Raw genomic sequence first — 20,637 nt, 5'->3', positions numbered from 1 at the left:
CACCTCACTCGGTCGTCAGGGATGCGCGCTCGATCCCCCCGGCAAGGTTAACAAGTGACTGACTGATCAGTCAGTCAGAGCGATGTGACTCAGGGAACAACCAGGGGCCCCGCCCCCTCGCTTCGCTCGGGGGCGGGGAGGCGTCGCGGGGTGGACCCCCGGTTGTTCCCCGAGAACTTGCGACCTACTTGGCGATCGTGTAGCGGATCGCGTCGTTGCGGAGAACGTCACCGTTCACCTTGACGATCTTGAGCACGTGCTGCCCGTTCTTGAGCCCGGTCGCACTGAACACCGTCCGGTTCGTCACCCGGACGTCATTGTGCAGGTTCACCCGCTGCACCAGCTTGCCGTCGACGTACACGTCGGCGTCACCCTGATCCGGTGCGAGCGCCGTACTCCAGTCGACCCTCGTACCGGTGAACGTCAGGCTGACCGATGCCCCGTCGTCCTTGGTGGCGTGGATGTCGTCGCGGTAGTCGCCGCGGAACCGTACGTCGAGCGCCGCGTTCCCGACCGGCAGCGTCGCGAGGTACGCCTTGCCGATCGTGACGACGTTCCCGTTGACGGTGTAGTCGGTGCCCTTCACGAGATCCTTGCCGGCGTTCGCGATGCCGTCGAGTTCACCCGGGTCCCGCCCGAGGGTCACGTTCACGTCGGCCGGCGCGTTCTTGTCGAACGCCGCGGTGTCCGGGTTCAGCAGGCTCTCCTGCCGGATGTTCAGCTTGTCCAGCAGCATGAACTGGCCGGACTTCTTCACAGCCCGGATCGTGTGGCTGCCGTTCGGCAGGTCCGAGACGCTGTACACGACCTGCTGGGGTTTGTTGTGCCCCTGCGACGGATCCAGGTACGTACTCACGGTCTGCTTGAGCTGGCCGTCGATGTAGATGTCGACGTCGCCCTGCCCCGGGTCGGTCTCGGTCACGTAGTCCACCCCGGTGCCGACGAACTGGTACGAGAACGCGTCGCCGTTCGTCTCCGTCCACTGCACGTCGTCCTGGTAGTCGCCGAGCCCACGTCCGGAGCTGTAGTTCCAGTTGCCGGTGTAGACGATGCCCGGGTCGTTGTTGTTGACCTGCACCGTCCGGGTCGGCAGGTCGAGCGTCTTCGCGGCAGCGGTCTTCGAATCCGTCACGCCGACGGTCAGCGCCTGCGAGACGGCGGGTACTTCGTAGTTGTTGTTCCGCTGCCATGCGCCGTCGTACGTGACCCGCAGGTCGTCGTCGTTCACGCTGATCGCGGAGTTCTTCTGCGGCGTGACCTTGAACAGCCGCGCGCCGTGGATCGGTACCTGGCTCGCCGTGTAGCTGGACGCGTACGTGCCGACGTCCTTGCGGGCCCACAGGTCGCGGACCTTCGCGGCGCCGTTCAGGCCGAGGTCCGCGAAGTTCACCGTCATGTCGGCGTCGGTCTGGCCGAGGTTGAACAGGGCCACGGTGTACGAGTTGTCCGCGTTCAGCGCGAACCACACCTGCCGGTTGGACTTCGTGGACACCGGGTGCGCCGGACGCCCGGCCCTGGTCGACCGCGATCACCTCGGGGTTGGTCAGCAGGCTGAGGCCGTACGAGTCCAGGTTGGTCATGTCGTTGCCGATGGACATCGGCGCCGCGGACACCGCCCACAGCGTTGCCGCCGTACGCCGTTCGTCCTTGGTCATGCCGTCCATCGAGCCGTTGCCGACGTCGAGCGAGTCGAGGTCGTTCCAGCCGCCCGGCCCCGCGTGCCGCCACCATTCGGCGAGCTTCGGGAACAGCCGGTTGATGTTCGGCCAGGCGGTCAGCGCCGTACCCGTGCAGTAGCACTCGACGTCCCAGTCGATCCGCCAGCCGTTGGCGTACTGCTTCCAGGTGTCGGCGTAGTTGATGTCGAGCGCCCAGGACAGCTCGAACCAGATCTTGTGCCGGGCCAGCGCCTGCGACCACGCCTTCACGTCGTCCCGCGCGTCCAGCGACAGGTCGCTGATCCCGGAACCCGGCGTCACGCTGTCGAACTTGAGGAAGTCGAGACCCCAGGAGCCGAACAGGTCGGCGATCGAGTCGATGTACTTCTGCGCGCACGGCTTCGAGAAGTCGAGGCGGTAGCCGATCCCCCAGTAGTCCGCCTTCTGCAGCGGCTGCACCGGCAGGTCGGCGGTGGTGCACCCGGGCGCGCCGTAGATCGGCAGCTTGGCGTCGATGACGGACTTGCTGACGCCGGGGATCGCGTACAGGCCGACCTTCTGGCCGTTCGCGTGGATGTGGTCGAAGACCGCCTGCAGGCCGTTCGGATAGAGCTTCTTGCTCGGTGTGGGACGGCCGTACGCGTCGATGCCGTCGTTCCAGCCGGCGTCGATGTTGAGGTAGTTGTACCCGTACGGCTGCAGCTTCGCGTGCATCGCGTCGGACTGCTTGATCAGCTGGTCGGCGGTGATCCAGCTGCTGCCGTTCGGGTTGAAGACCTGCATGCTGTAGCTGCTCCAGCCCATGTAGGGCTTGGCGGCCTTGTCCCCCGCAGGCCCGGACAGCGGAGCCGCGGTGGCCGTGGTGTTTGTCGTGGTGGCCGGTGCTGCTGACGACGTACTCAAACCTGCCGGCAGCAGCCCGGCGACCACGAGCCCCGCAACCGCGGCTCGTAACACCCTGCCCCGAATCATGGTCCGAACGGATCTGGTCATGGCGGTGACCTCTTCTTCTCGGCGAAACCGGAGAACCGAATCGGATAGGATATTGGAACTATTACTTAACCTTGTCAATATTCTGTGCGAAACTGGCCCAGTGGGACGGACCGTCCGAGCCCGCCTCGTACTCCTCCAGCGGCACCTCGCCGCTCCGCCATGCGTCCAGCACCGGCTCCACGATCTCCCAGCACCGCTCGGCCACGTCACCCCGGACCGACAGCAGCGGGTCTCCCCGCAGGATCCCGTTCAGTACTTCGCCGTACGGCAGCACCGGCGACGACGGCAGCGTCGCGTCCAGGAACACCTGACCCATCGTGTACGGCCCGTCGACCCCGAGCGCCGGAACCGACAGCGACAACTCCCCCGGATTCAGACCGATCCGCAACGTCTCCCCGTCGCGACTGCCGTGCAAGCCGGACGGCAGATGCCGCAGCGGCTTGAACTTGACCACGATCTCCTTGCGCGCAACCCCGAGCGCCTTCCCGGACCGCAGCGTGATCGGCACACCCGCCCAGCGGTTCGTGTCCACCTCGACGGTCACCTCCGCCAGCGTCTCGGTCTCCCGCCCCGGATCCACCCCGGCCTCGTCGGCGTACGACGGAACGCTGCCGCCGGCCGTGTACCGCGCCCGCCGGCTCGCCTCCGGCGTCGACCCGTACAGCTGCGTGCTCCGGAGCGCGCGAGCCATCTCGCTCCGGACCTCGACCGCGTCCATCGTCGCCGGCGCGTCCATCGCGAGCAGCGCGAGAACCAGTAGCAGATGACTCTGGATCATGTCGACGAGCGCGCCGGCGTTGTCGTAGTACTGCGCGCGGCCTTCGAGCCCGAGGGTCTCGTCGTACACGATCTCGATGCTCTCGATGTGCTCGGCGTTCCAGACCGGCTCGAACAGCCGGTTCGCGAACCGGAGGCCGATCAGGTTCAGCACCGCGGTCCGGCCGAGGAAGTGGTCGACGCGGTGCACGTTCTCCTCGGGGACGAGCGTGCCGACCAGCTTGTTCAGCTCGGCGGCGGACGCGGCGTCGGTCCCGAACGGCTTCTCGAACGCGAGCTCCGTACCGGCGGGCAGGTCGATGCCTTGGAGGGTCTGCACGATCGCGGTGGTCACGGCCGGCGGCAGCGAGAAGTACAACACCGGCGCCGGACCGGCCAGCTCGAGCAGCGCCCGCAGGTGCGCCGGATCCGTCGGGTCACCGGCGACGTACTGCGTGGTCGCCAGCGTCTCGGCCGCAGCCGGGCTGAGGTCGTGGCCGAAGGCGGCCTGCACCCTGCCGGTCCACTCGTCCGGAGCGAGCGGCGACCGGCCGGTCCCGATGATCCGTACGCTCGTGGCGCGCGGCCCGGCGAGCAGGCTGCCCAGTCCGGGCAGCAACAGCCGCGAGCTCAGGTCACCGCTGGCGCCGAAAATGACGACGGTTCGTTGATTCAACACGCCGGAATCCAACCACGTTCAAGGCAACCGCATTCCCGCCGGGAGACTCGAGCTAGCCCACGGGCGTGCTCTCGATCGCCGGGTACGGCGTGTCCGGGAGGCCGAGGTTGCGCCAGACGAATCGCGGCACCCGGCCGAGGAAGCCGCGCAGGTACAGCGAGCAGTGCGCGATCGCCGGCTGGCTGTGCTCCCCCGGCGAGAACCAGACCCAGTCCTGCTCGATCCGGAACGGCCTGCCCTGCGCCGCCATCAGGTACTCCATCTGCCGCGGGTGGATCACGTCGTACGCGTACTTCGCGTCCTGCGCGAAGACCGCGAACTGCTTGTTGAACGCCGCGCTCTCGAACTCGATGCCCCTGCTCAGCCCCTTGCGCCCGACGGTCAGCGGCGGCATCCGGACCGGCAGCTGGAACCCCAGGACCGGCTCGGAGTGGTGCTCGGTGACGGTCCGGGTCTGCGTGTTGCCGTTGCTGTCGGTGTACGACTCCGTGCGGGTCGTCGTCCAGTGGTGCTCGAACGCGACGAACGGCGGCCCGTCGCCGTCCCGGCCGCGCACCACATCCGAGGTGCGGTGGTTGGATCCGCCGCGCTGAACCGGCGCGAACTGCAGCAGGCTGTCGTCGACGCCGATCCAGTTCCAGTCCGGGTGGTGGTAGAACGTCAGCCGCCGCGCCGGCTCCGGCTGGATCCACCGGTCCAGCGGCGTACTGTCGATCGAGGTCGCGATCGCACCGAGCTGCTCCAGCCAGGGCGCGAGCCGGTCGAGGTCCTTCCGCGGCGGATCGAGGACGACGACCTGGTCGCCGTCGATGCTGAGGTTCACGCCGGGTTGCCCCGCGGCGAGGGCGGTCAGCTGCCGGCACAACTGCGGCGACATCGTCTCCTGCGCGTACGCCGGATCCATCGTGCCGACCTGCCACCCGGGTCCGAGCTGCGGCGGCGCGGGCACCGCCTGCGCGAGGACGCCGTACCGCGGGGTGGTCTCGCCGCCGGTGATCCACAGCTCGGGCAGCCGGCGAGACAGCGTCACCATGCCGACCCAGCCGGACCAGTACGGCGACTTGTACTCGATCACCTGGAACGACCGCCCGGCCGCGGTCACCCCGCTGATCTGGTCGTCCGGCTTCCGGTCGAAGCCGATGCCGAACGGCGGGTTGCTCAACCGCGCCACGGAATCCCACGTCGGGGTGTTCACGAAGTTCCAGCCGCGCTCCCGGATCGAGCGGATGTACGCCTGCCGGCGAACCAGCGCGACGATCCCCCAGACGACCCCGGCCACGACCAGCACGATCGCGAGCACCGCGACGACGACCAAGACGCTCATGCCTGGACCTTAGCGCTGGGCGAGGATCAGGCGAGGGCACTCGGCAGCGGTTCGGCGTGGACGATCTGCAGGCGGCTGACCGCCCGGGTCAGTACGACGTACAGCCGGTGCAGGCCGCGTGGCTCGGCGGCGACGATGTGGGCGGGCTCGGCCACCACGACGGAGTCGAACTCCAGGCCCTTCGCCAGCGTCGCCGGTACGCAGACCAGCCGGACGGTGTCGATCTCGTCCTCGGTCTCGCCGAGCAGCGCGGCCTGCAGCCCGGCCGCGGTCAGCGCGTCCCGCAGCTCGGCGACCTGGTCGTCCGCGGCGATCAGCGCCACCGAACCTTCCCCGGCCAGCGCGGTCCGGCACTCGGCGACGATCTGGTCCTGGTACGTCGACCCGTCGGCGCGCACGATGCTCAACGCGTTCGCGACCGTGCGGACCCCGGTGGGCTTGCTCAGCGTCGGCGCGATCGCGGGCAGCAGCTTCGCAGCGAAGTTGATGATCTGCTCCGGCACCCGGAACCCCCGGTCCAGCTCGGCGACCATGCCGTCGTCCTTGCCGAGATGCCCGAGCACCCGGTCCCACGGACCCGCGGCCCACGCCGTCGTCGCCTGCGCGAGGTCACCGAGCACCGTCGCGGACCCGCTCCGGCACCGGCGGCCGAGCGCCCGCAGCTGCATCGCCGACAGGTCCTGCGCCTCGTCCAGGACCAGATGCCCGAGCGATCCGGTACGGCGCTCGATCAGGTCCTCGAGCTCGTCGAGCAGGACCGTGTCCGCGAACGACCACTTCGCCGACTTCCACGAGCGGGCCGGCTTCGGCCACAGCAGCGCCGTACGCTCCTCGTCCGTGAGGTCCGGCGCGGCCGCGGCCAGAAACTCCGGGTCGGCGAACAGCCGGTGCAGGATCTGCTCCGGTACGACGCGCGGCCAGACCGCGTCCAGCATCTCCTTCACCGGCTTCGACCGGGCCACCGCGTCCTGTACGCGGTCGTCCGGGGACTCGGCGCGCTCCTCCATCCGGACCAGTACGACGTGCGCGATCCGCTGCGCGAGCGCGTTCCGGCCGGGCGCGTACCGGGTCGACTCGCGCAGGTCCGACACGATGTCGACCACCTCGTACTCGTGCACGCGGTACCGCCGGGATCCCTTGCTGTACAGGACTCCCGCGGTCGGTGTACCGACGTACGACCAGAGCGCACGGCGGAGTACGTCGGCCATCCGGGCGTCGCCCTTCAGCGCCTCGGCGGCCGGCTCGTCGGTTGCGGCCGCGGGCCGCGTCAGCAGCTCGTCGATCGTGATCTGCCGGACGTCGACCTCGCCCAGCGCGGGCAGGACCTTGCGGATGTAGGACAGGAACGACTTGTTCGGCCCGACGATCACGACGCCGCCGCGGCCGAGCCGCTCGCGCTCGGTGTAGAGCAGGTACGCGACGCGGTGCAGGCCGACCGCCGTCTTGCCCCACACCGGGTTAGAGCACATAGGCTGAGCGGTAGGTGAGAGAGGATGGGCACCGTGGAGTACCTGACTGGGGCTGATGGGCGTGAGCGGTCGATTCTTTTGGGTCGGCTGTCGGATAACCGCGAGGATCTCGACCTGACGGACGAGGGTATTCCGGCGGCGTTGGGTGATCAGATTTTCCGGATGGAACAGAAATCCGATGAACTGGGTTGTGTTGTGTGGAAGGTTATTAAGAATCCCCGGCTGTCGGCGTATAAGACGCGCCTTGTCACGTTGCCGGATGGTCGGCGTGAGTATCGGGTGTGGCGGCCGGACCTGCGGGAGGCGATGGACGATTTAGCCGCTGGCCGCGCAACCGTTTTGATCGCGCTCGATCTTGACCGCGCGTTCCGTGATTCACGGGACTTGCAAGATTTGATTGATTTGGTCGAGCATTCGCCCTATCCGATTCGGGTCGAGTCCGTCACTGGCTCTCTGCGGTTGGAAAAGGGGCGCGACAATTTCGACGCCGAAATTCGGGTGCTGGTTGCTAACAAGTCGTCGCGGGATACCGCGCGGCGGGTTTCCAATGCGCGAGAGCGGCAGGCGAGAGCGGGCAGGTTCGGCGGGGGCAAGCGTCCCTTTGGTTTCTGCGGTGGTGCGCCAAAGGTTCCGGACGGCGAGGATCACGATTTGTATGTTTGCCCGTTTCATGGCGGCCGGACGTGTAGCGCTGGTGAAACCCCGATTGATTTCGAGTATGACATTATCGAGGATCTTTCGTACCGCGCTTTGCAAGGTGTGAGCCTCGCGAGCATGGCCGAAGAACTGCGAGACAGTGACGTGTCCACGGTGTCGGGTGCGCCATGGTCGGCGGAAGTCTTGAAAGATATTCTGATCCGGCCGCGTAATGCCGGACTGATGAAGTTTCAGGGTGAAATCCTCGACGGCGTTAAAGCGGTGTGGCCGGAGATCATTCCGCGTGAAGTATTCGAGGCGGTAGTACTGAAACTGACGGACCCCGACCGGGTCACCAATCCGGGCGGTCCGGCTGAGAAATGGATGGGGACCGGCGTTTACCGTTGCGGCAAATGCACACCTCTTGACGCGCAGGGATTCGCGCCGGATGCCGATAAGCCGGTAAGGATGAAGGTCACGGTTGCGGGCAGGCTGCCCCGCTACTGCTGCAAGGCACGTAACCACCTGACCCGCAATGTCGCCCATACGGACAGGTTCGTGCAGTCACGGCTATTCGCTGCGTTCACTCACCCGAAGGCATACGAGTTGTTGCAGGAACCGGCACCGGAAATTGACGCGGTCGCGTTGCGCTCCGAGCGGACCGGCATTCGTGACGCGCTCGACCAGTTGGCAGCAGATGAAGTATTGAAGCTGCGGACCCGTCGTCAGGTCCAAGCCGGGACAAAAGCGGGCATGGCGCGTATTGCGGAAATTGATGAAGCCTTGAATGCGTCGGTTTCGTCTGACCCGCTGGCCTACATCATTAACGCTGTTGACCCGATCGCCACATTTGAGGCTCTCCCGGTCGCGAATAAGCGAATCATCATTGACCGGCTGCTGACGGTAACCATTCTCCCGACCGGACGGCGCGGAAGCGGATTCGACCCCAACGGGGTTCATATCGAACCTAAGCACAAGCTTGATATTGTGTACGTAGATTAGGCGGCAGACCCGAAACACCTGATCAATAGCAGAGCGAAACCTGATCGACTATAAATAGCGCGGAACCCCAGCCGGATAGATTGGCTGGGGTTCCGCGCTTTCTGTGTCTAGGTAGTGGTGGGCTTCCGGTAGCTGTTAGGTCGCCGGAGCAGGACGGCGAGCGTGTCCAGTTGTTCGGGGGTGAAATCCCAAGTGTCGGCGATCTCGTCCACGACTCCGGCCATAAGGACCGGATCGCGCAAGGCTGCGCGCAATTCCGCTACCGCCGGATTATCGGAATCGCGGGGTTGCGCCATTGCCTCCAATCGTGCGCGCATCAATTCCTTGGTTGTGGGTTGGCTGGTTGGTGTGGCTTTCTCCTTTCTCGCCGTCGATTCGGCGGGGCTGATGGGTTGTTTACGGGTTGGCGTTGGTTATCGCCTCCAATGTGCTTTGTTGGTCGCACCGCGATAAGATTCTTTTTGCCGCACGCGTTCAACGGCTGGTGTCACCGCCGGTTCGTTGCGTGTGGCAACGGCTGGGCCATCGTGTGTACCCCCTCGCGGTGGCCCAGCCACCCCGCCCGCCACTGCCTCCGGTGGTCGTCACCGTGCGTGGTCGTGCAGGGAGTGTGCACGGGTAGTTCCAAAGTTCCGAACGTGTGCCTCAACGTGCGGGCGCGCGCGAGATTCTGGAACTTTGGAACTACCGTGGAACGATCACTCAGGGTGAGATTCGGGGTCGCCTTCCTGCTGGCCCTGAGTGGCCGTGTCGGCGCGGGCAGAGCGCCACAGACCGCGCCCGACCTGTTCGGCCTGCTGCTGTGCCTTGAGTGCGTTCAAACGCCGGTAGAGCTGGGTCTTGCCGTGCCCGGTCACGGCACGGAGATCGGCCACGGAGACGCCTTCGGCCGGAGCGTCGTTCAACGCTGCCCAGAGCGCCATTTCCGGGCCTGAGACACCTGCGGGTGACCCGTTGGACCCCTGACCCCCTGAACGGCCGTCAGAACGGCTCTCAGAGCCTCCGGCCGGTCCTGTGTCGGCATGGCGGGCGTGCTGGTCGGCCGTCACCCTGACTTCGCCGTCCGTGATCCGGTAGGCGCGACCGCGCCGGGGAGTGTCCAACCCCGGTCCGGACACGAGGAATTTCCCCGGTCCGTCGAACATTGTTGTGTCCCAACCGGCCGTGAGTTTCCCCGCGCCGAGAATCAAATCCACGTCGGGACGCTCGTTCACCCGGAGACAGAACCGGATATTCATTTGCGACCGTAGCGCCGAACCTTCACCCATCGCTTTCTGAGTCGGCCGCTGGGTCGCAATAATCAGGTTCACACACAGCGCGCGGCCACGCCGTGCGATCGAATCCGCGAGCTTCTGTGCCTTCTTTGAGAGTTCCGCGTATTCGTCAATGATAATGAATAGCGCGGGCGCGTCGAATTTCGGATCCCACTCACGCCGGCCGGAGGCCATTAAAAAATTCGCGCGCTTTTCCAATTCCTCGACTCCCGCGGCCAGCAATTCTTCCGCAGTGTCATTACTGGTTGCCACTGGCCGATCGAGGACTCTCGACCAGGGCGCGAGTTCCATCCCTTCTTTCAGGTCGATTCCCCACAACGCGACGTCGCCGCATTCCGCGAGGCGGGCAAGGATCACATTCAACAGGCCAGACTTGCCCGAATCGGTTGCGCCACCGATCAGAACGTGTTTGCGCAGGAACGACACCGAGATATCGGAACCGTCTTCGAAAACGCCGACCGTGAGCGGTTGCGTGATCGACTGGTTGCGTTTCCCCGGTCGGGGTGCCCATTCGATTGGTTGCGAGTGGGGGTCAATCTCGACCATGCGCAGGGTGAGCGATCCGGCATCGTCATTGACGGGCTCGACGCGCAATGATCCGTTCCTTGCGCCGAATGCCGATTCCAGTTTGGGTAGTGCGTTGATTGCGTCGGTCCAGTGCTGGCCGCGTCGGAGCTTGATTCTCGCGGTCCAGCCCCATTTGTCGAGAATCGCGGACAGCATCTTTGCGCCGGTGAGTCCGGCAGCGTCGGCGGTATCGGGGAACCGGTCCCGCAGAATGCGCACCTTTGTCAGGCGTCGCCGGTCCTCCCGCCAAATCCACGGCACCGCGAATCCCGCCGTTGCCAGCAAGGCAATCAGTTCCATTTTCCCGGCTGTCGGGCCGATGATGGTTGCAATGGTCAGCCACACGGAAACGGACAGAATGAATCCGGTTCCCCATAGCCGGACCCGCCACCGAGTGAGCAACGGATAACGGCTGACCAATGCGGCAGGCCGGAAGGTGAGTAACACCAATCCAGTGAGTCCGGCCACTACAGGGAAAGGCCACCAATTCGGCCCGGACGCGTGCAGCCATGCACCGCCGACCATGCACCCGATGAGCCAATACACGGGCGCGAGCTCGGCGCGGTAACGCCAGAGAGCGCGAAAGAATTCGTCGCCCACATAGAACACGTCTCCGCCTTGACGGACGGGAACGATCCACATTTCGTCTCTCCGGCCATGGCGGCCGGGGCGGCCCCTCCCATAGGGAGAGGCCGCGCCACGGTAATTCCGTCTGCGCATCAAAGGGACTGACCACCCCACCGCCGCGCAGGAATGACCTGTGCCAGCGGGTGAAAACCCGGAGGCATCGGCAGCGCATCTGTCACGAATACCCACGGGGAATCCGCAAACCACATGTCGAGCGGTCGAGGGTCGTTCTCAACCGCCATACCCAAACCGGCAAGGCAGGCAGCCTGCAGAATCTGCCACTTGGCCCGAAGCCGGTAGACCTCATTCACGAGATCGGGAACGTCGCACGACGACAGAACCGCCGCACGGAAAAGGTCGTCAATCGGGCCCACGCGAAGGGTCGCCTCAAATCGGGCGCGGGCCTCGTCAATGTCATAAAGCGTCATACGAGGTACAGAAGGGACGTTCAAAAAACAGGTCACCACCAATGTGTTAAACACGGATAATTGGGTTCATGCGGTACTCCCTTCTAATCGCTTAATGAAAATGGTTGTCGTCAGCCGGCCTGGGGCATAAGAAAAACTTTTTTGCCCTGCCGGGGTGGCCGGGTCCGGGAATAGAAATACTCCACCCCGAAAGACCGGACCCGACCTATTGTCAGCTACTTACCAGCGCCCGGCAGGTTCGTCAGGAACTGCTGAATCTGCGGCGCAAGCCAGGTTGCTGCAAGCAGAAACCCGAACAGCGTGCAGATAATCGCGTGGAGGACCCTAAGGCCACCGAAACGGATCAGCAGGACAACCATGATCCCGAACGCCAAAACCAGCGACAATGATATTTGCAGTGTTCATCACCCCCTCTCGATCTCCTTGGGTGAGAGAGAGGGCGACCCCGTTGATTGCCGGAGTGAGGCTTACCGACAATCTTCCGCACGCCAGAACCGAACACGGCGAGCGCATTTCTTGCAGCTAGTCCGGCCACGCTCTTTCTGCGCACCACACGCGCAACGAGTCGCGAACCGCACATGCTGACCGTTTCTCAACCAACCACCTCCAATCGTCTCGCGGGACCAACCATCATTGCCCCCGGCAACCCTGGCAATCAAGCGTTTGCCGTTGCATCAAGCTGCAAAAGGCCATACACGCTTGTGTCAAGGACTTATGGGCCACTGGCAACCAGTGCAGCACAGACCGGCCGACAGCGTCAGAACCCTTGTGGATAACCCGTTTTCACGCTCACCGCTCACGCGGATGCACCGGCAAGTGCACGTGCATTCGCGCGTGCGGTTGCCAACGGCAACGGGGTTAATCGTTAATCGAAAAAGCGCGACTCCGACCGGCCGCCTACTGGGAGTGTCCGAATGATTACGGTATGTCCCAGTGGGTTGCGGCCACGGAATCGCGCTATACATGAAAGCTATTCAGTTGTTAGGTCCGGCGTTCCCTGTGTGCTCGGGCACACGGGGAACGCCGGGTTTTCACAATTCCCCCGCTCGCTGTGAGGGGTCGTAACTAGGGTTGACCGCGAGCGGGGAAATTGTGGCTTGGATACGGCGGGGCGGGCGTGGTTCTCTTTTCCGTATGGGCGGAATGGTCACACCACGCGCGCCCCGCCGACGTCAGGTGTAATCGGGCAACTGGAAGGCTCGCCCCCTCCCATTGCTCACCAATCACCCTGACGGGTCTATTCGACGTGTCCGGCAATCAACACCTCTACGTCGAAAGCTTTTAGGTCCCCCAGTACGGCAAGGGGATTCTTGCCAAGGTTCGCGAAATGGTGGACGCCTGGAATGATCAGGTACCTTTTCCGGCGTCCCCGAAGACTCGTCACCATCGCCCTGTGTGCTACAGCATGTGGGCGGGTATTTAACGGCTCGATAAATGTCTCGGTTACAGCTAGTGCGTGTGATTCCGCGAACCTCTCCATGCGCTGGACGATCAACTCCATTTCCTTCGGCGTCGTTTCCTTCTGCTCTTGCAAGTAGATTGCGACGAACGCTTTAGGTGACTTGTTGTCTGACGTGGTCCCGCCGTCGGGTCGGGTGTAGGTCGCGAACATTTCAGGCAACAATGAGCACCTCAATTCCACGGGCGGTCAGGTCGGCGACCACCGCTAGTGGTTCACTCCCGCCGATATGGTCGAGATGGTCAATACCGGGAATGATCAGGTAGCGCGGTCCGTAGGTGTCCAGCTTTGCAAAAGCGGAGTCGAATGCGCTCTGACTCATCGCTTCCCTCTCGATGAAAAGCGCCCCGACTTCCAACCCTTTGGATAGTGCATGCCTAATAATTTTGCCCTGAATCTCAAACATTTCTGTAGGAGATATCATCGGCCGATGCTGCACGTAGCCGACTACTATCGGTTTCAGTTCGTCATTCATTTTGAGGCCCCGTGAGTTTGGTTCATGATCGACTGCGTTTGTGCAGCACCCATGCGGCGGCTAGAACAAAGCCTGTTCCGCAGAAGGCCAGAAACACAGCTACTTGATTGAGAATGTCTGCAAACCCATGGCTCACGGCAGCGGTAGCAGGGTGCTGGGGTCTGGCAGGTCCGGAAGTGGCTCATTCGTTACCCGCAATGACGGGAAACGCCGACGCATTGCCCTCTCATACGTGGCGGCCAAATCCGAACATGCGACGTGGTCGGCAATCGAATTCGTCCCAAACCACACGCGGACCCGCCTTCTGCCGGTGATCATTTCCACTCGACTCCACGCCTAGAGCGGTGGCACTGTCTCAGCCTTGCTGCGCCGCCTGTCATGGTTCGTGGCCTCCCCTGTCTCGACCGGGTCCGCGCTGGTCACGGCCTGGTTCGTCACTGACTGTGTCGACGATGTATCCGGTGAGTGAGTAGCCTGGTAGGTGGGATGCCTTCCTGACCAGTACTCAGGCGTCTACAGCTTGTCTACAAATCACCGGCAGTGTGTGCATTGGCCGTACAAGCAAGGGATGATGGGTACATGAATGCGAGCTTCGGTGAAGCGCTGAGGTCGGTACGCAACTCGCAACAGTTGAGCATTAGGCAACTGTCGAGTCTTACCTACCTTTCGCGTGCCTTCATTGGGCACGTAGAAACCGGGGTGCGAAAGCCCACGGCAGCGTTCGCCCAAGCAGTCGATAAGGCTCTCAAAACAGCGGGCTTGTTCGCGGAGCTGGAACGCTTAGGAGATGATGACGAGGTGTACCGCCGCACTTTGATAAAGGCGCTTGGAACACTTACTAGCGTTGGTGCGATCGCTCCCAATGTGGTCGCTGAAACCCTCCGTCATTCGCTTGACCGTGCGGCTAGCCTTTCGCCGGACGCCGATGAGTGGGAAGGTATCGTCACCGCGTACGGCAGAGGGTTTATGACGGAGCCGCTGTCCGAATTGTCATCGCGTGCCGTAGGGGACCTAATGGTGCTTTCCGCAAATCCACAGTTACGCGGGAGGCATGGGGTTCGCCTTGCAATGGTTTACGGATCATCAGTCGCGAGTCTCGGAGATGTCGTCACGGCGAAACGCTGGTATCAGACAGCGGTCAAATTGGCCGATCACTCCGGGGATAAGGACCTACGCGCTTGGAGTCGCGCACGACTCGCTTACCGGATTTTCTACGAAGGGGGCGAGGGTACTGAAGTGCTGCATTCCACCGAGCTACCTATAGCGTTCGGAGGGTCGTCGGCTGCTGTGATAGAAGCTCACGCGGCACAGGCTCACGTTTTCGCCAGTCGAGGCGATGCGCAATCAGCAAATCGGGCATTAGGTTCCGCCTATAGATCGCTAGAACTTGCGCAGGAACAAGACTCAAGCTCGATTTTCTCCATGCCTGGTTGGCGTCTGGCTATCGCCGCTAGCTGGACCTATACGGCTCTCGGTGAAGTCGCGAAAGCCGAAGCAATCCAGAAAGAAGCCGAGAAACTTCCCGACGCTGCTAAGCGGTGGCGCGCCCAACTGGATATGCACCGCGCATGGGGTGCCGTGCAGAGCAAAGATATAGAAACCGGCGTCATCCAAGCTCGCCAATTGCTGGCCACTGAGACGAGCAGAGTCGTGCACGGCTTGGCGCAGCGTGTGTATCAAGCCGTCCCCCCGAAAGAGCGCAAGCGTGATGCCGTCCAAGAACTCGCGGAAGCGCTACGAGCACGATGACAGCATTACAGCAAGGCTGGATATTCTGCGACGATGGTTTCGCATGGCTTCAGCGCCTCACGCCTGAGGGATTGTTCAATCCCGACTCAATGACGGTTGATATCTCGGAGGTATCAACCGTTGGTGACCTTCCCGAAAGCTGGCAACCCTACTTGGGCGCGGACGGTTGGTACCTCGCCGTTCCGGTCCGAATGGTGAATGAACTTGCAGCCGCTCACGGCGGCGTGACAGACGCACAATCTTCGTATATCACTTGGCAAACCCCAGTTGGTGAATCGGATAACACCCAGTAGACAGAGGTTCTAATGAGCGAATACAAGGAATACAAAGACAAGGCAGCCGGTAAGAACCACAAAGGAAACACCGACCACCGCAAAACGTCGTCCTGCATGGTGGCCGCCCCCGTACCCATCGTGGTCATCGGTACCATTGGTCTGCTAGCCGTTCGCGTCGCGCGACGGTTGCGGTCGTAAGCACGTTCCAAACGGAGGGCAACACATGGCACGCAAGGAAGACAAGCCGGTGATGAGCGACGCTGCGCGCACCCTGTCGTTTGGGCTCACCATGGGCCAGCCGACCAAGCCACCTAGCCGGATCATCACCCCGGCTGGAACCCCAAGGACACAAGGGAAAGCGCTAGATATCGGGGAGGCGATCACCCGCGCGCAGATGGACGAATACCGCGACGCCAGCGAGGCAAAGGCGGCCGGTCGCGAGTCGCCCCGCCTCGTGTTCGCGTTCTGGGCCTGCCTGGTGATCATCGGCGGCATGTCGGCGTACTTCCTCGTCAAGGCTCTACTTGCCCCCTGACGCGCTCCCCAGAAGGACCCCTCAGCTTGCACGGCTGAGGGGTCCTTCTGGCGTCTGACCTGCGGAAACGTCCACACTGGGTCGCCAAGCCGGGCGACGGCGGGTAGTGTGTGTTGCTCCGGGGCGGGGCTTCCCGGTGCCGGGCGCTCCCTGCACGCAGACGCTCGGGTGCAGCGGCGCGCGGACCAGGTCGTCCTGCTCGGGCTGGATGGTGGCGACGATGTCACGCATCGGGCCGGTCCGCGGGCGCTCGATCTCGGCGCGCAGGAACGCGTCCGCCTGGTCGGTCTCCACGACCGCCGTCAGCGACTCGTCCTCGAAACCGGTCAGGTCAGCTGTGCCTGATCGTGTGTCCGAGAACCCGTACCGGCGGCGCATCAGCACTTGTTGCCGATCGCCCGTGGTCGCACGGTAGAACGGCACCGACACGGGTGCGCGCCAGTCGATCACCAGCGGTACGCCGGTGCCGTCGTGGACGTGCCGGCGGCCGATGTAGATCTGGTCGTGCCCTTCGATGGTGCCGCGCTCGTAGTCGAGCCGGCCGAAGAACAGCGGTACGTCGGGCAGGTCCAGCAGCGCGTGCGTACGCATCTGCTTGGCCCGCTGGTTGGCCTCGTTGGTGAAACGCTCGTCGTTGTCCTCGCCGCCGATGGTCTGGACCTCACGGTCCACGACCTCGGCGTACATCGAGCGCAGTGCGGTGCGGGCGGCGGACAGGTAGGCGCGTTCGGTCGCTAACTCAGGTTCGGCCATCGGAGAAGAGCCTCGAATCGTAAGCTGGGTCCCGCCCCGGAGCAGATCCATCCGGTTCGATTCGATCCCGAAAAAGACAGGTCCGCGACGCTACCAGCGCCCGCCTGCCCTCGCCACCTAATTAACGGCGCATCCAGTCCGGCACGTTCTCGTCGTCCCGGGGAAAGACCGACAGGTCCGCCGCGTAGATGCCTTCGTCCACCGGGATCGACCAGTTCGGCCTGCCGTCGTAGTCGAAGTCGGTGGAGAAGTGGCCGGTGGAGGTGATGGTCAGCTGAGCCGTCAGCCACGTGCCCTTGCCCGGGCGGTACATCTCCCGCCGCAGCTCCTCGAAGTGGTCCTCGAGCCCCTCCGGCAGCACCTCCACCTGCGCGCCGTCCACGTCCGCGTCCAGTTCGGCGTACGACGACGTCGCGCGGTAGACCGCGGTCACCTCGCGCCACCCGGCCGGCAGCTCCGCGACCAGCCCGCGGGCGATCGTGTCGATGACGCCGATCTCGCTCAAGCCTCCACCTCGCTCCGCTCGGCTCCGGTCTGAGCGAGAATCTCGGCTCTGCTTTTTGTTCGCTCGCTCATTCGGTTCCCTTGGCCAGAGGTTTGGTCTCCCTGAAGATACTCCGGGGTGACCGCTTCCCCTCGTGCCGCGACACGACAGTACGGCTGGACGGACGCAGCGTCGCACCGTTCGGATGCTTCACGTCGATCGCGGCGTGCACCTGGACGCCGGCGGCGCGCATCGCCTGCCAGCTCTCCTCCATCGCCCGCCAGTTGTCGGTAACGCCCTTCACCGCCTGGTTCTGCGACCGCGACTGCGCGGTGATGTTGATCGACTCGCCCGGCCCGTCGAACGCCGTACCGAAGAGATGTCCGCCGTCGTCGGTGCGCTGCCGATCGGGCTTGCCGGCGTCGCGCTGCGCGTCCAGGTTGCGGCGGTCCTCGTTGTCCTTCGAGTCCAGCCGCCCGAGCCAGCCCTCGGCGTGTGTCACCCGGCCGTGCTCGTCGGTGACGTACAGGTAGCGGTCGTCGACGACGTACACCGACGTCGGCTCCGGGTCCATCAGCTGCGGGTTCCAGTCGTCGCCGTGGCCGGACTTCTCCTGGTGCACCGGCAGGTCGGCGTACTTGTCCGGCACTGCCGGCGGCTTGTCCGGGCCGTAACCGACGACGCGGACATCGGCCGGATCGGCGGGTTGCTCGATCCGGGCCGACGCCCGCGTGCGCTGTGGCATGCAGTGTTTCTACAGGCCGGTTCTTAACTTGTGGTTACCGCAAAGTGTCAGCCGTCGTTCTCGGAGCCGGGGATCACCGCGCCGGGGACGTCGTTCGGCGCGAAGATCTTGGCCTCGCCCGGGTACGGCAGGGACCAGTTGTGCGCCTGGTACCAGTCGAAGTGGTTCATCAGTACCGGGCTTGCCGTGTCCGGCTTCGCGGTCGGGGCGTTGAAGAGCTGCCGCGACTTCCACGTGTCCCACGTGGAAGCGACCGCCTGCTGGTCCGCCGGGACCGTTGCCGAGGGCACCGGAGCGGCGGCCGGGTTCTGCGTCGCCGGGACGTCGTTGCCACAGGGCGGCGGCGTCTTCAGGCCCGCGGTCAGCGAGGTCCGGTTCGGCACCGCCGAGAACGGCGTGAAGTCCGGCTTGCTCGTGAACGCGCCGAACATCGGGGTGGCCGCGGTGTCCTTCTGGTTCATCGGCTTGATCCCGAGGATCTGCTCGATCGTGCGGATCATCGTGATCTGGGTGTAGTAGTGGCTGTCCACCGCGCCGTGCTGGGCGTACGGGCTGATGATCTGGATCGGCGCCCGGTGCCCGTCGATGTGGTCGAGCCCGGCCTGGGAGTCGTCCTCGGCGATGAAGATCGCCGAGTCCTTCCAGTACTTGCTGTGCGTGATCTGGTCGACGATCCGGCCGACGGCCAGGTCGTTGTCCGCCACGCCGGCCGGGCCGCTGTTCGGGCCGCCGGTGTGGTCGTTGGACAGCCAGAACATGTTGAAGTTCGCCGGGCCGTTCTTCTGGAAGTCCTTCTTCCAGATCTCGGCCTTGTAGATGTCCGGGACGTTCAGGTCGAACTGCGGGAAGCCCTGGACCGACACGGCGTTCAGCGACGGGATCGCCGAACCGACCGTGATCGGGTACTGCGTCGCCGCACCGGTGGACTGCATCGTCTTGGTGTCGCAGTACAGGTTCTGCCAGGTCGCCCCGGCCGGCTTCTGCTCGATCGACTGGAACTCGCCGAAGTCCTTCACGGACTTGCCGGCCGCCTGCGCACCGGTCCAGATGAAGCCGCTCTTCTGGTGGCCGAGGGCATCGTTCTCGGTGTCGTAGCTGCGCAGGTACTCACCGGCCGAGGACTCGGTGTACTCGGGGTTGTCGGCCTGCATCAGCCAGTTGTGACCCTCGGCGGAGTTCGTGCCGATGTCGTAGGTGTTGTCGTACAACCCGAACTGCTTGGCCAGCGCGTGCTGGTTCGGCGTGACGTTCTCGCCGTACTGCGTGAGCGCCGGATTGCCGTTGCCCGCCGGGATGTCGCCGTACACCTGGTCGTAGGTGCGGTTCTCCTTGACGATCAGGAACACGTGCTTGATCGTCGACGGGGCACCAAGCTTCGCCGGGACCGGCACCGGATTGCGGTGGCCCTTGTCCGTGGCGACCTGCGCCGAGCCCTTGGTCCAGCCGTTCTGGTCGAAGACGGTCTTGGTGTACTTCCTGATCGCCTGGTCGTCCGGCAACTGGAACTTGGTCAGGCTCGACGTGGTGTCGTGCGTGCTGTGACCGGCAGCCGTGGTGTCCCGGCGGGCGTCGACACCACGGGTGTTCGACACCACGATGTCCTTGCCGACCTGAGCGAGCTCGGCCGGGAAGTAGTCGGTCGGCAGCAGACCCACGTAGCTGACCGGCTCCAGCGGGTTCCTGAACTTGTAGACCGCGACCGCGTTCGCGCGACCGAGCGAGACCAGCAGGTGGCCGTCGTCGGTGAGCGTGACGCCGTCCGGCTCGTACCCGACCGAGGCCTCCGGCCACGGCTGGGTGGCGATGGTCTGGGTGACCTTGCCGCGCCTGGTGTCGATCACCGACACCGAGTTGGTGGCGGTGTTGGTGACGAACACGACGCCGTTCTTGGCGTAGACCGCGGTCGGGTGCAGCCCGACGTCGATGCTGGCCGGCGCGGCCGACGGGTTCGACAGGTCGATCACGCTGACAGTACCGGTGGTGGTCACCGCGTTCTGGTTGGCGACGACGTCGGTACCGTACGAGTTGATCGTGGTGTCGCCGGCCTTCGCCGGGCGGCCGCCCTCGTTGCTCACGTACAGCTTGTTGCCGACCATCACCAGGTCGCGCGGCGCGTTGCCGGTGGCCCAGCTCTGCTTGATGGCGCCGGTCGCGGTGTCGATCGCGATCACCCGGTTCTGCCCGTTGACCGCCGAGTACACGGTCGAGCTGTCCGCCGAGAACACGGCCTCGGCCGCGAGCGAGTGCTTCGCACCGTCGGCCGGGATCGCCACGAACGCCGGGTTCGCGAGCGAGCCGTCGGCGTTCACGTCGAACTTCCGGTAGCCGTCGGTCTGCCCCAGCCAGACCTGCTTACCGTCCGGCGAGTACGTCGGGCCTTCCTGGCCGACGTCGTTGCCGGGGATCTTGAGATCCGCGGCAGCGTTGTTGCCGACGTACTGCTGGACCTTCCAGTTCTTCAGGTCGACGATGGCCAGCGCCATCCCGCCGTCGGTCACCGAGGCGGCCAGGTGCGTGCCGTCCGGGCTGACCGAGGACGACATGATCTTGCCCTTCTGGAGGACGAGACGGTCGCCGATCGGCTTGATGTACTGGTCGGACGAAATGACCTGACCCTTGTCGGTGACCTGCCCGACCTGGTCGTGTCCGAAGCCCGTCGTCGAGGCGACTGCGGTGCCGGCGAGCGTCACGGCGACCGCCGTGGCACCCGCCGTCACCAGTGGAACCCTGCGCCGGAAGGGGCTGGACG

16 protein-coding genes and 1 pseudogene are annotated in these 20,637 nt (G+C 64.4%); 3 read left to right on the top strand and 14 right to left on the bottom strand.

What is annotated here, in order from left to right; genetic code table 11:
* Positions 1-184: 184 nt before the first annotated feature.
* The 5 genes and pseudogenes from JOF29_RS45365 to JOF29_RS17405 form a co-directional block, all read right to left on the bottom strand.
* Positions 185-1,492 carry a X2-like carbohydrate binding domain-containing protein gene (locus JOF29_RS45365; RefSeq protein ID WP_307863419.1) on the bottom strand — a complete coding sequence of 436 codons (1,308 nt, stop codon included), beginning with the start codon at positions 1,490-1,492 and terminating at the stop codon, positions 185-187.
* Between the two features lie 82 nt (positions 1,493-1,574).
* Positions 1,575-2,372, bottom strand: a pseudogene (locus tag JOF29_RS45975) (glycoside hydrolase family 27 protein); the annotation flags it as partial.
* Between the two features lie 340 nt (positions 2,373-2,712).
* Positions 2,713-4,086: a glucose-6-phosphate dehydrogenase gene (locus JOF29_RS17415; RefSeq protein WP_209695224.1), complete on the bottom strand. Its 1,374-nt coding sequence runs from the start codon at positions 4,084-4,086 to the stop codon at positions 2,713-2,715.
* A gap of 52 nt (positions 4,087-4,138) precedes the next feature.
* Positions 4,139-5,410, bottom strand: coding sequence for a hypothetical protein (locus tag JOF29_RS17410; RefSeq protein WP_209695223.1), 1,272 nt, complete (start codon positions 5,408-5,410; stop codon positions 4,139-4,141).
* A 26-nt stretch (positions 5,411-5,436) separates the two neighbouring features.
* The gene (locus tag JOF29_RS17405) at positions 5,437-6,879 is read right to left on the bottom strand and encodes a HelD family protein (protein ID WP_245357642.1); all 1,443 of its coding nucleotides are present in this window, start codon (positions 6,877-6,879) and stop codon (positions 5,437-5,439) included.
* Between the two features lie 24 nt (positions 6,880-6,903).
* Here JOF29_RS17405 and JOF29_RS17400 point away from each other — a divergent pair, with 24 nt between their 5' ends.
* On the top strand, positions 6,904-8,517 hold the full coding sequence (locus JOF29_RS17400; protein ID WP_209695222.1) for a recombinase family protein: 1,614 nt from the start codon (positions 6,904-6,906) through the stop codon (positions 8,515-8,517).
* Between the two features lie 698 nt (positions 8,518-9,215).
* On the opposite strand, the gene JOF29_RS17395 is transcribed toward JOF29_RS17400, so the two are convergent.
* The 5 genes from JOF29_RS17395 to JOF29_RS17375 form a co-directional block, all read right to left on the bottom strand.
* Complete coding sequence (locus JOF29_RS17395; RefSeq protein ID WP_209695221.1) at positions 9,216-11,000, bottom strand: FtsK/SpoIIIE domain-containing protein; 1,785 nt, start codon at positions 10,998-11,000, stop codon at positions 9,216-9,218.
* A gap of 77 nt (positions 11,001-11,077) precedes the next feature.
* Complete coding sequence (locus JOF29_RS17390) at positions 11,078-11,413, bottom strand: hypothetical protein (protein WP_209695220.1); 336 nt, start codon at positions 11,411-11,413, stop codon at positions 11,078-11,080.
* Between the two features lie 215 nt (positions 11,414-11,628).
* A complete protein-coding gene (locus JOF29_RS17385) occupies positions 11,629-11,772 on the bottom strand; it encodes a hypothetical protein (RefSeq protein WP_245357641.1) in 144 nt (47 codons plus the stop codon).
* An 878-nt stretch (positions 11,773-12,650) separates the two neighbouring features.
* The gene (locus JOF29_RS17380; protein WP_209695219.1) at positions 12,651-13,034 is read right to left on the bottom strand and encodes a hypothetical protein; all 384 of its coding nucleotides are present in this window, start codon (positions 13,032-13,034) and stop codon (positions 12,651-12,653) included.
* Complete coding sequence (locus JOF29_RS17375; protein ID WP_209695218.1) at positions 13,027-13,347, bottom strand: hypothetical protein; 321 nt, start codon at positions 13,345-13,347, stop codon at positions 13,027-13,029. The genes JOF29_RS17380 and JOF29_RS17375 overlap by 8 nt, the downstream gene beginning before the upstream one ends.
* A 579-nt stretch (positions 13,348-13,926) precedes the next feature.
* Between JOF29_RS17375 and JOF29_RS17370 the strand changes: the two genes are divergently transcribed.
* Both JOF29_RS17370 and JOF29_RS17365 read left to right on the top strand, forming a co-directional pair.
* Positions 13,927-15,096 carry a helix-turn-helix domain-containing protein gene (locus JOF29_RS17370; RefSeq protein ID WP_209695217.1) on the top strand — a complete coding sequence of 390 codons (1,170 nt, stop codon included), beginning with the start codon at positions 13,927-13,929 and terminating at the stop codon, positions 15,094-15,096.
* A gap of 498 nt (positions 15,097-15,594) precedes the next feature.
* Positions 15,595-15,906 (top strand): hypothetical protein, encoded by a 312-nt coding sequence (locus tag JOF29_RS17365; RefSeq protein WP_209695216.1) that lies wholly within the window; start codon positions 15,595-15,597, stop codon positions 15,904-15,906.
* A 21-nt stretch (positions 15,907-15,927) separates the two neighbouring features.
* Here the strand turns inward: JOF29_RS17365 and JOF29_RS17360 are convergent, their stop codons facing one another.
* The 4 genes from JOF29_RS17360 to JOF29_RS17345 all read right to left on the bottom strand — a co-directional run bounded on the left by JOF29_RS17360 (position 15,928) and on the right by JOF29_RS17345 (position 20,605).
* Positions 15,928-16,659 (bottom strand): helicase domain-containing protein, encoded by a 732-nt coding sequence (locus tag JOF29_RS17360; RefSeq protein ID WP_245357640.1) that lies wholly within the window; start codon positions 16,657-16,659, stop codon positions 15,928-15,930.
* Positions 16,660-16,780: 121 nt separating this feature from the next.
* A complete protein-coding gene (locus JOF29_RS17355; protein ID WP_209695215.1) occupies positions 16,781-17,164 on the bottom strand; it encodes an antitoxin YezG family protein in 384 nt (127 codons plus the stop codon).
* A 67-nt stretch (positions 17,165-17,231) separates the two neighbouring features.
* Positions 17,232-17,888 (bottom strand): DNA/RNA non-specific endonuclease, encoded by a 657-nt coding sequence (locus JOF29_RS17350; protein WP_209695214.1) that lies wholly within the window; start codon positions 17,886-17,888, stop codon positions 17,232-17,234.
* A gap of 47 nt (positions 17,889-17,935) precedes the next feature.
* Positions 17,936-20,605, bottom strand: a complete 2,670-nt coding sequence (locus JOF29_RS17345) for an alkaline phosphatase family protein (RefSeq protein WP_307863417.1) — start codon at positions 20,603-20,605, stop codon at positions 17,936-17,938.
* Between the last annotated feature and the right edge of the window lie 32 nt (positions 20,606-20,637).

Origin of the sequence: Kribbella aluminosa, assembly GCF_017876295.1 — a bacterium.
Taxonomy (GTDB): domain Bacteria; phylum Actinomycetota; class Actinomycetes; order Propionibacteriales; family Kribbellaceae; genus Kribbella; species Kribbella aluminosa.
Note: the sequence above shows the minus strand (reverse complement) of the source record. Positions and strands in the feature narration are given on the sequence as shown.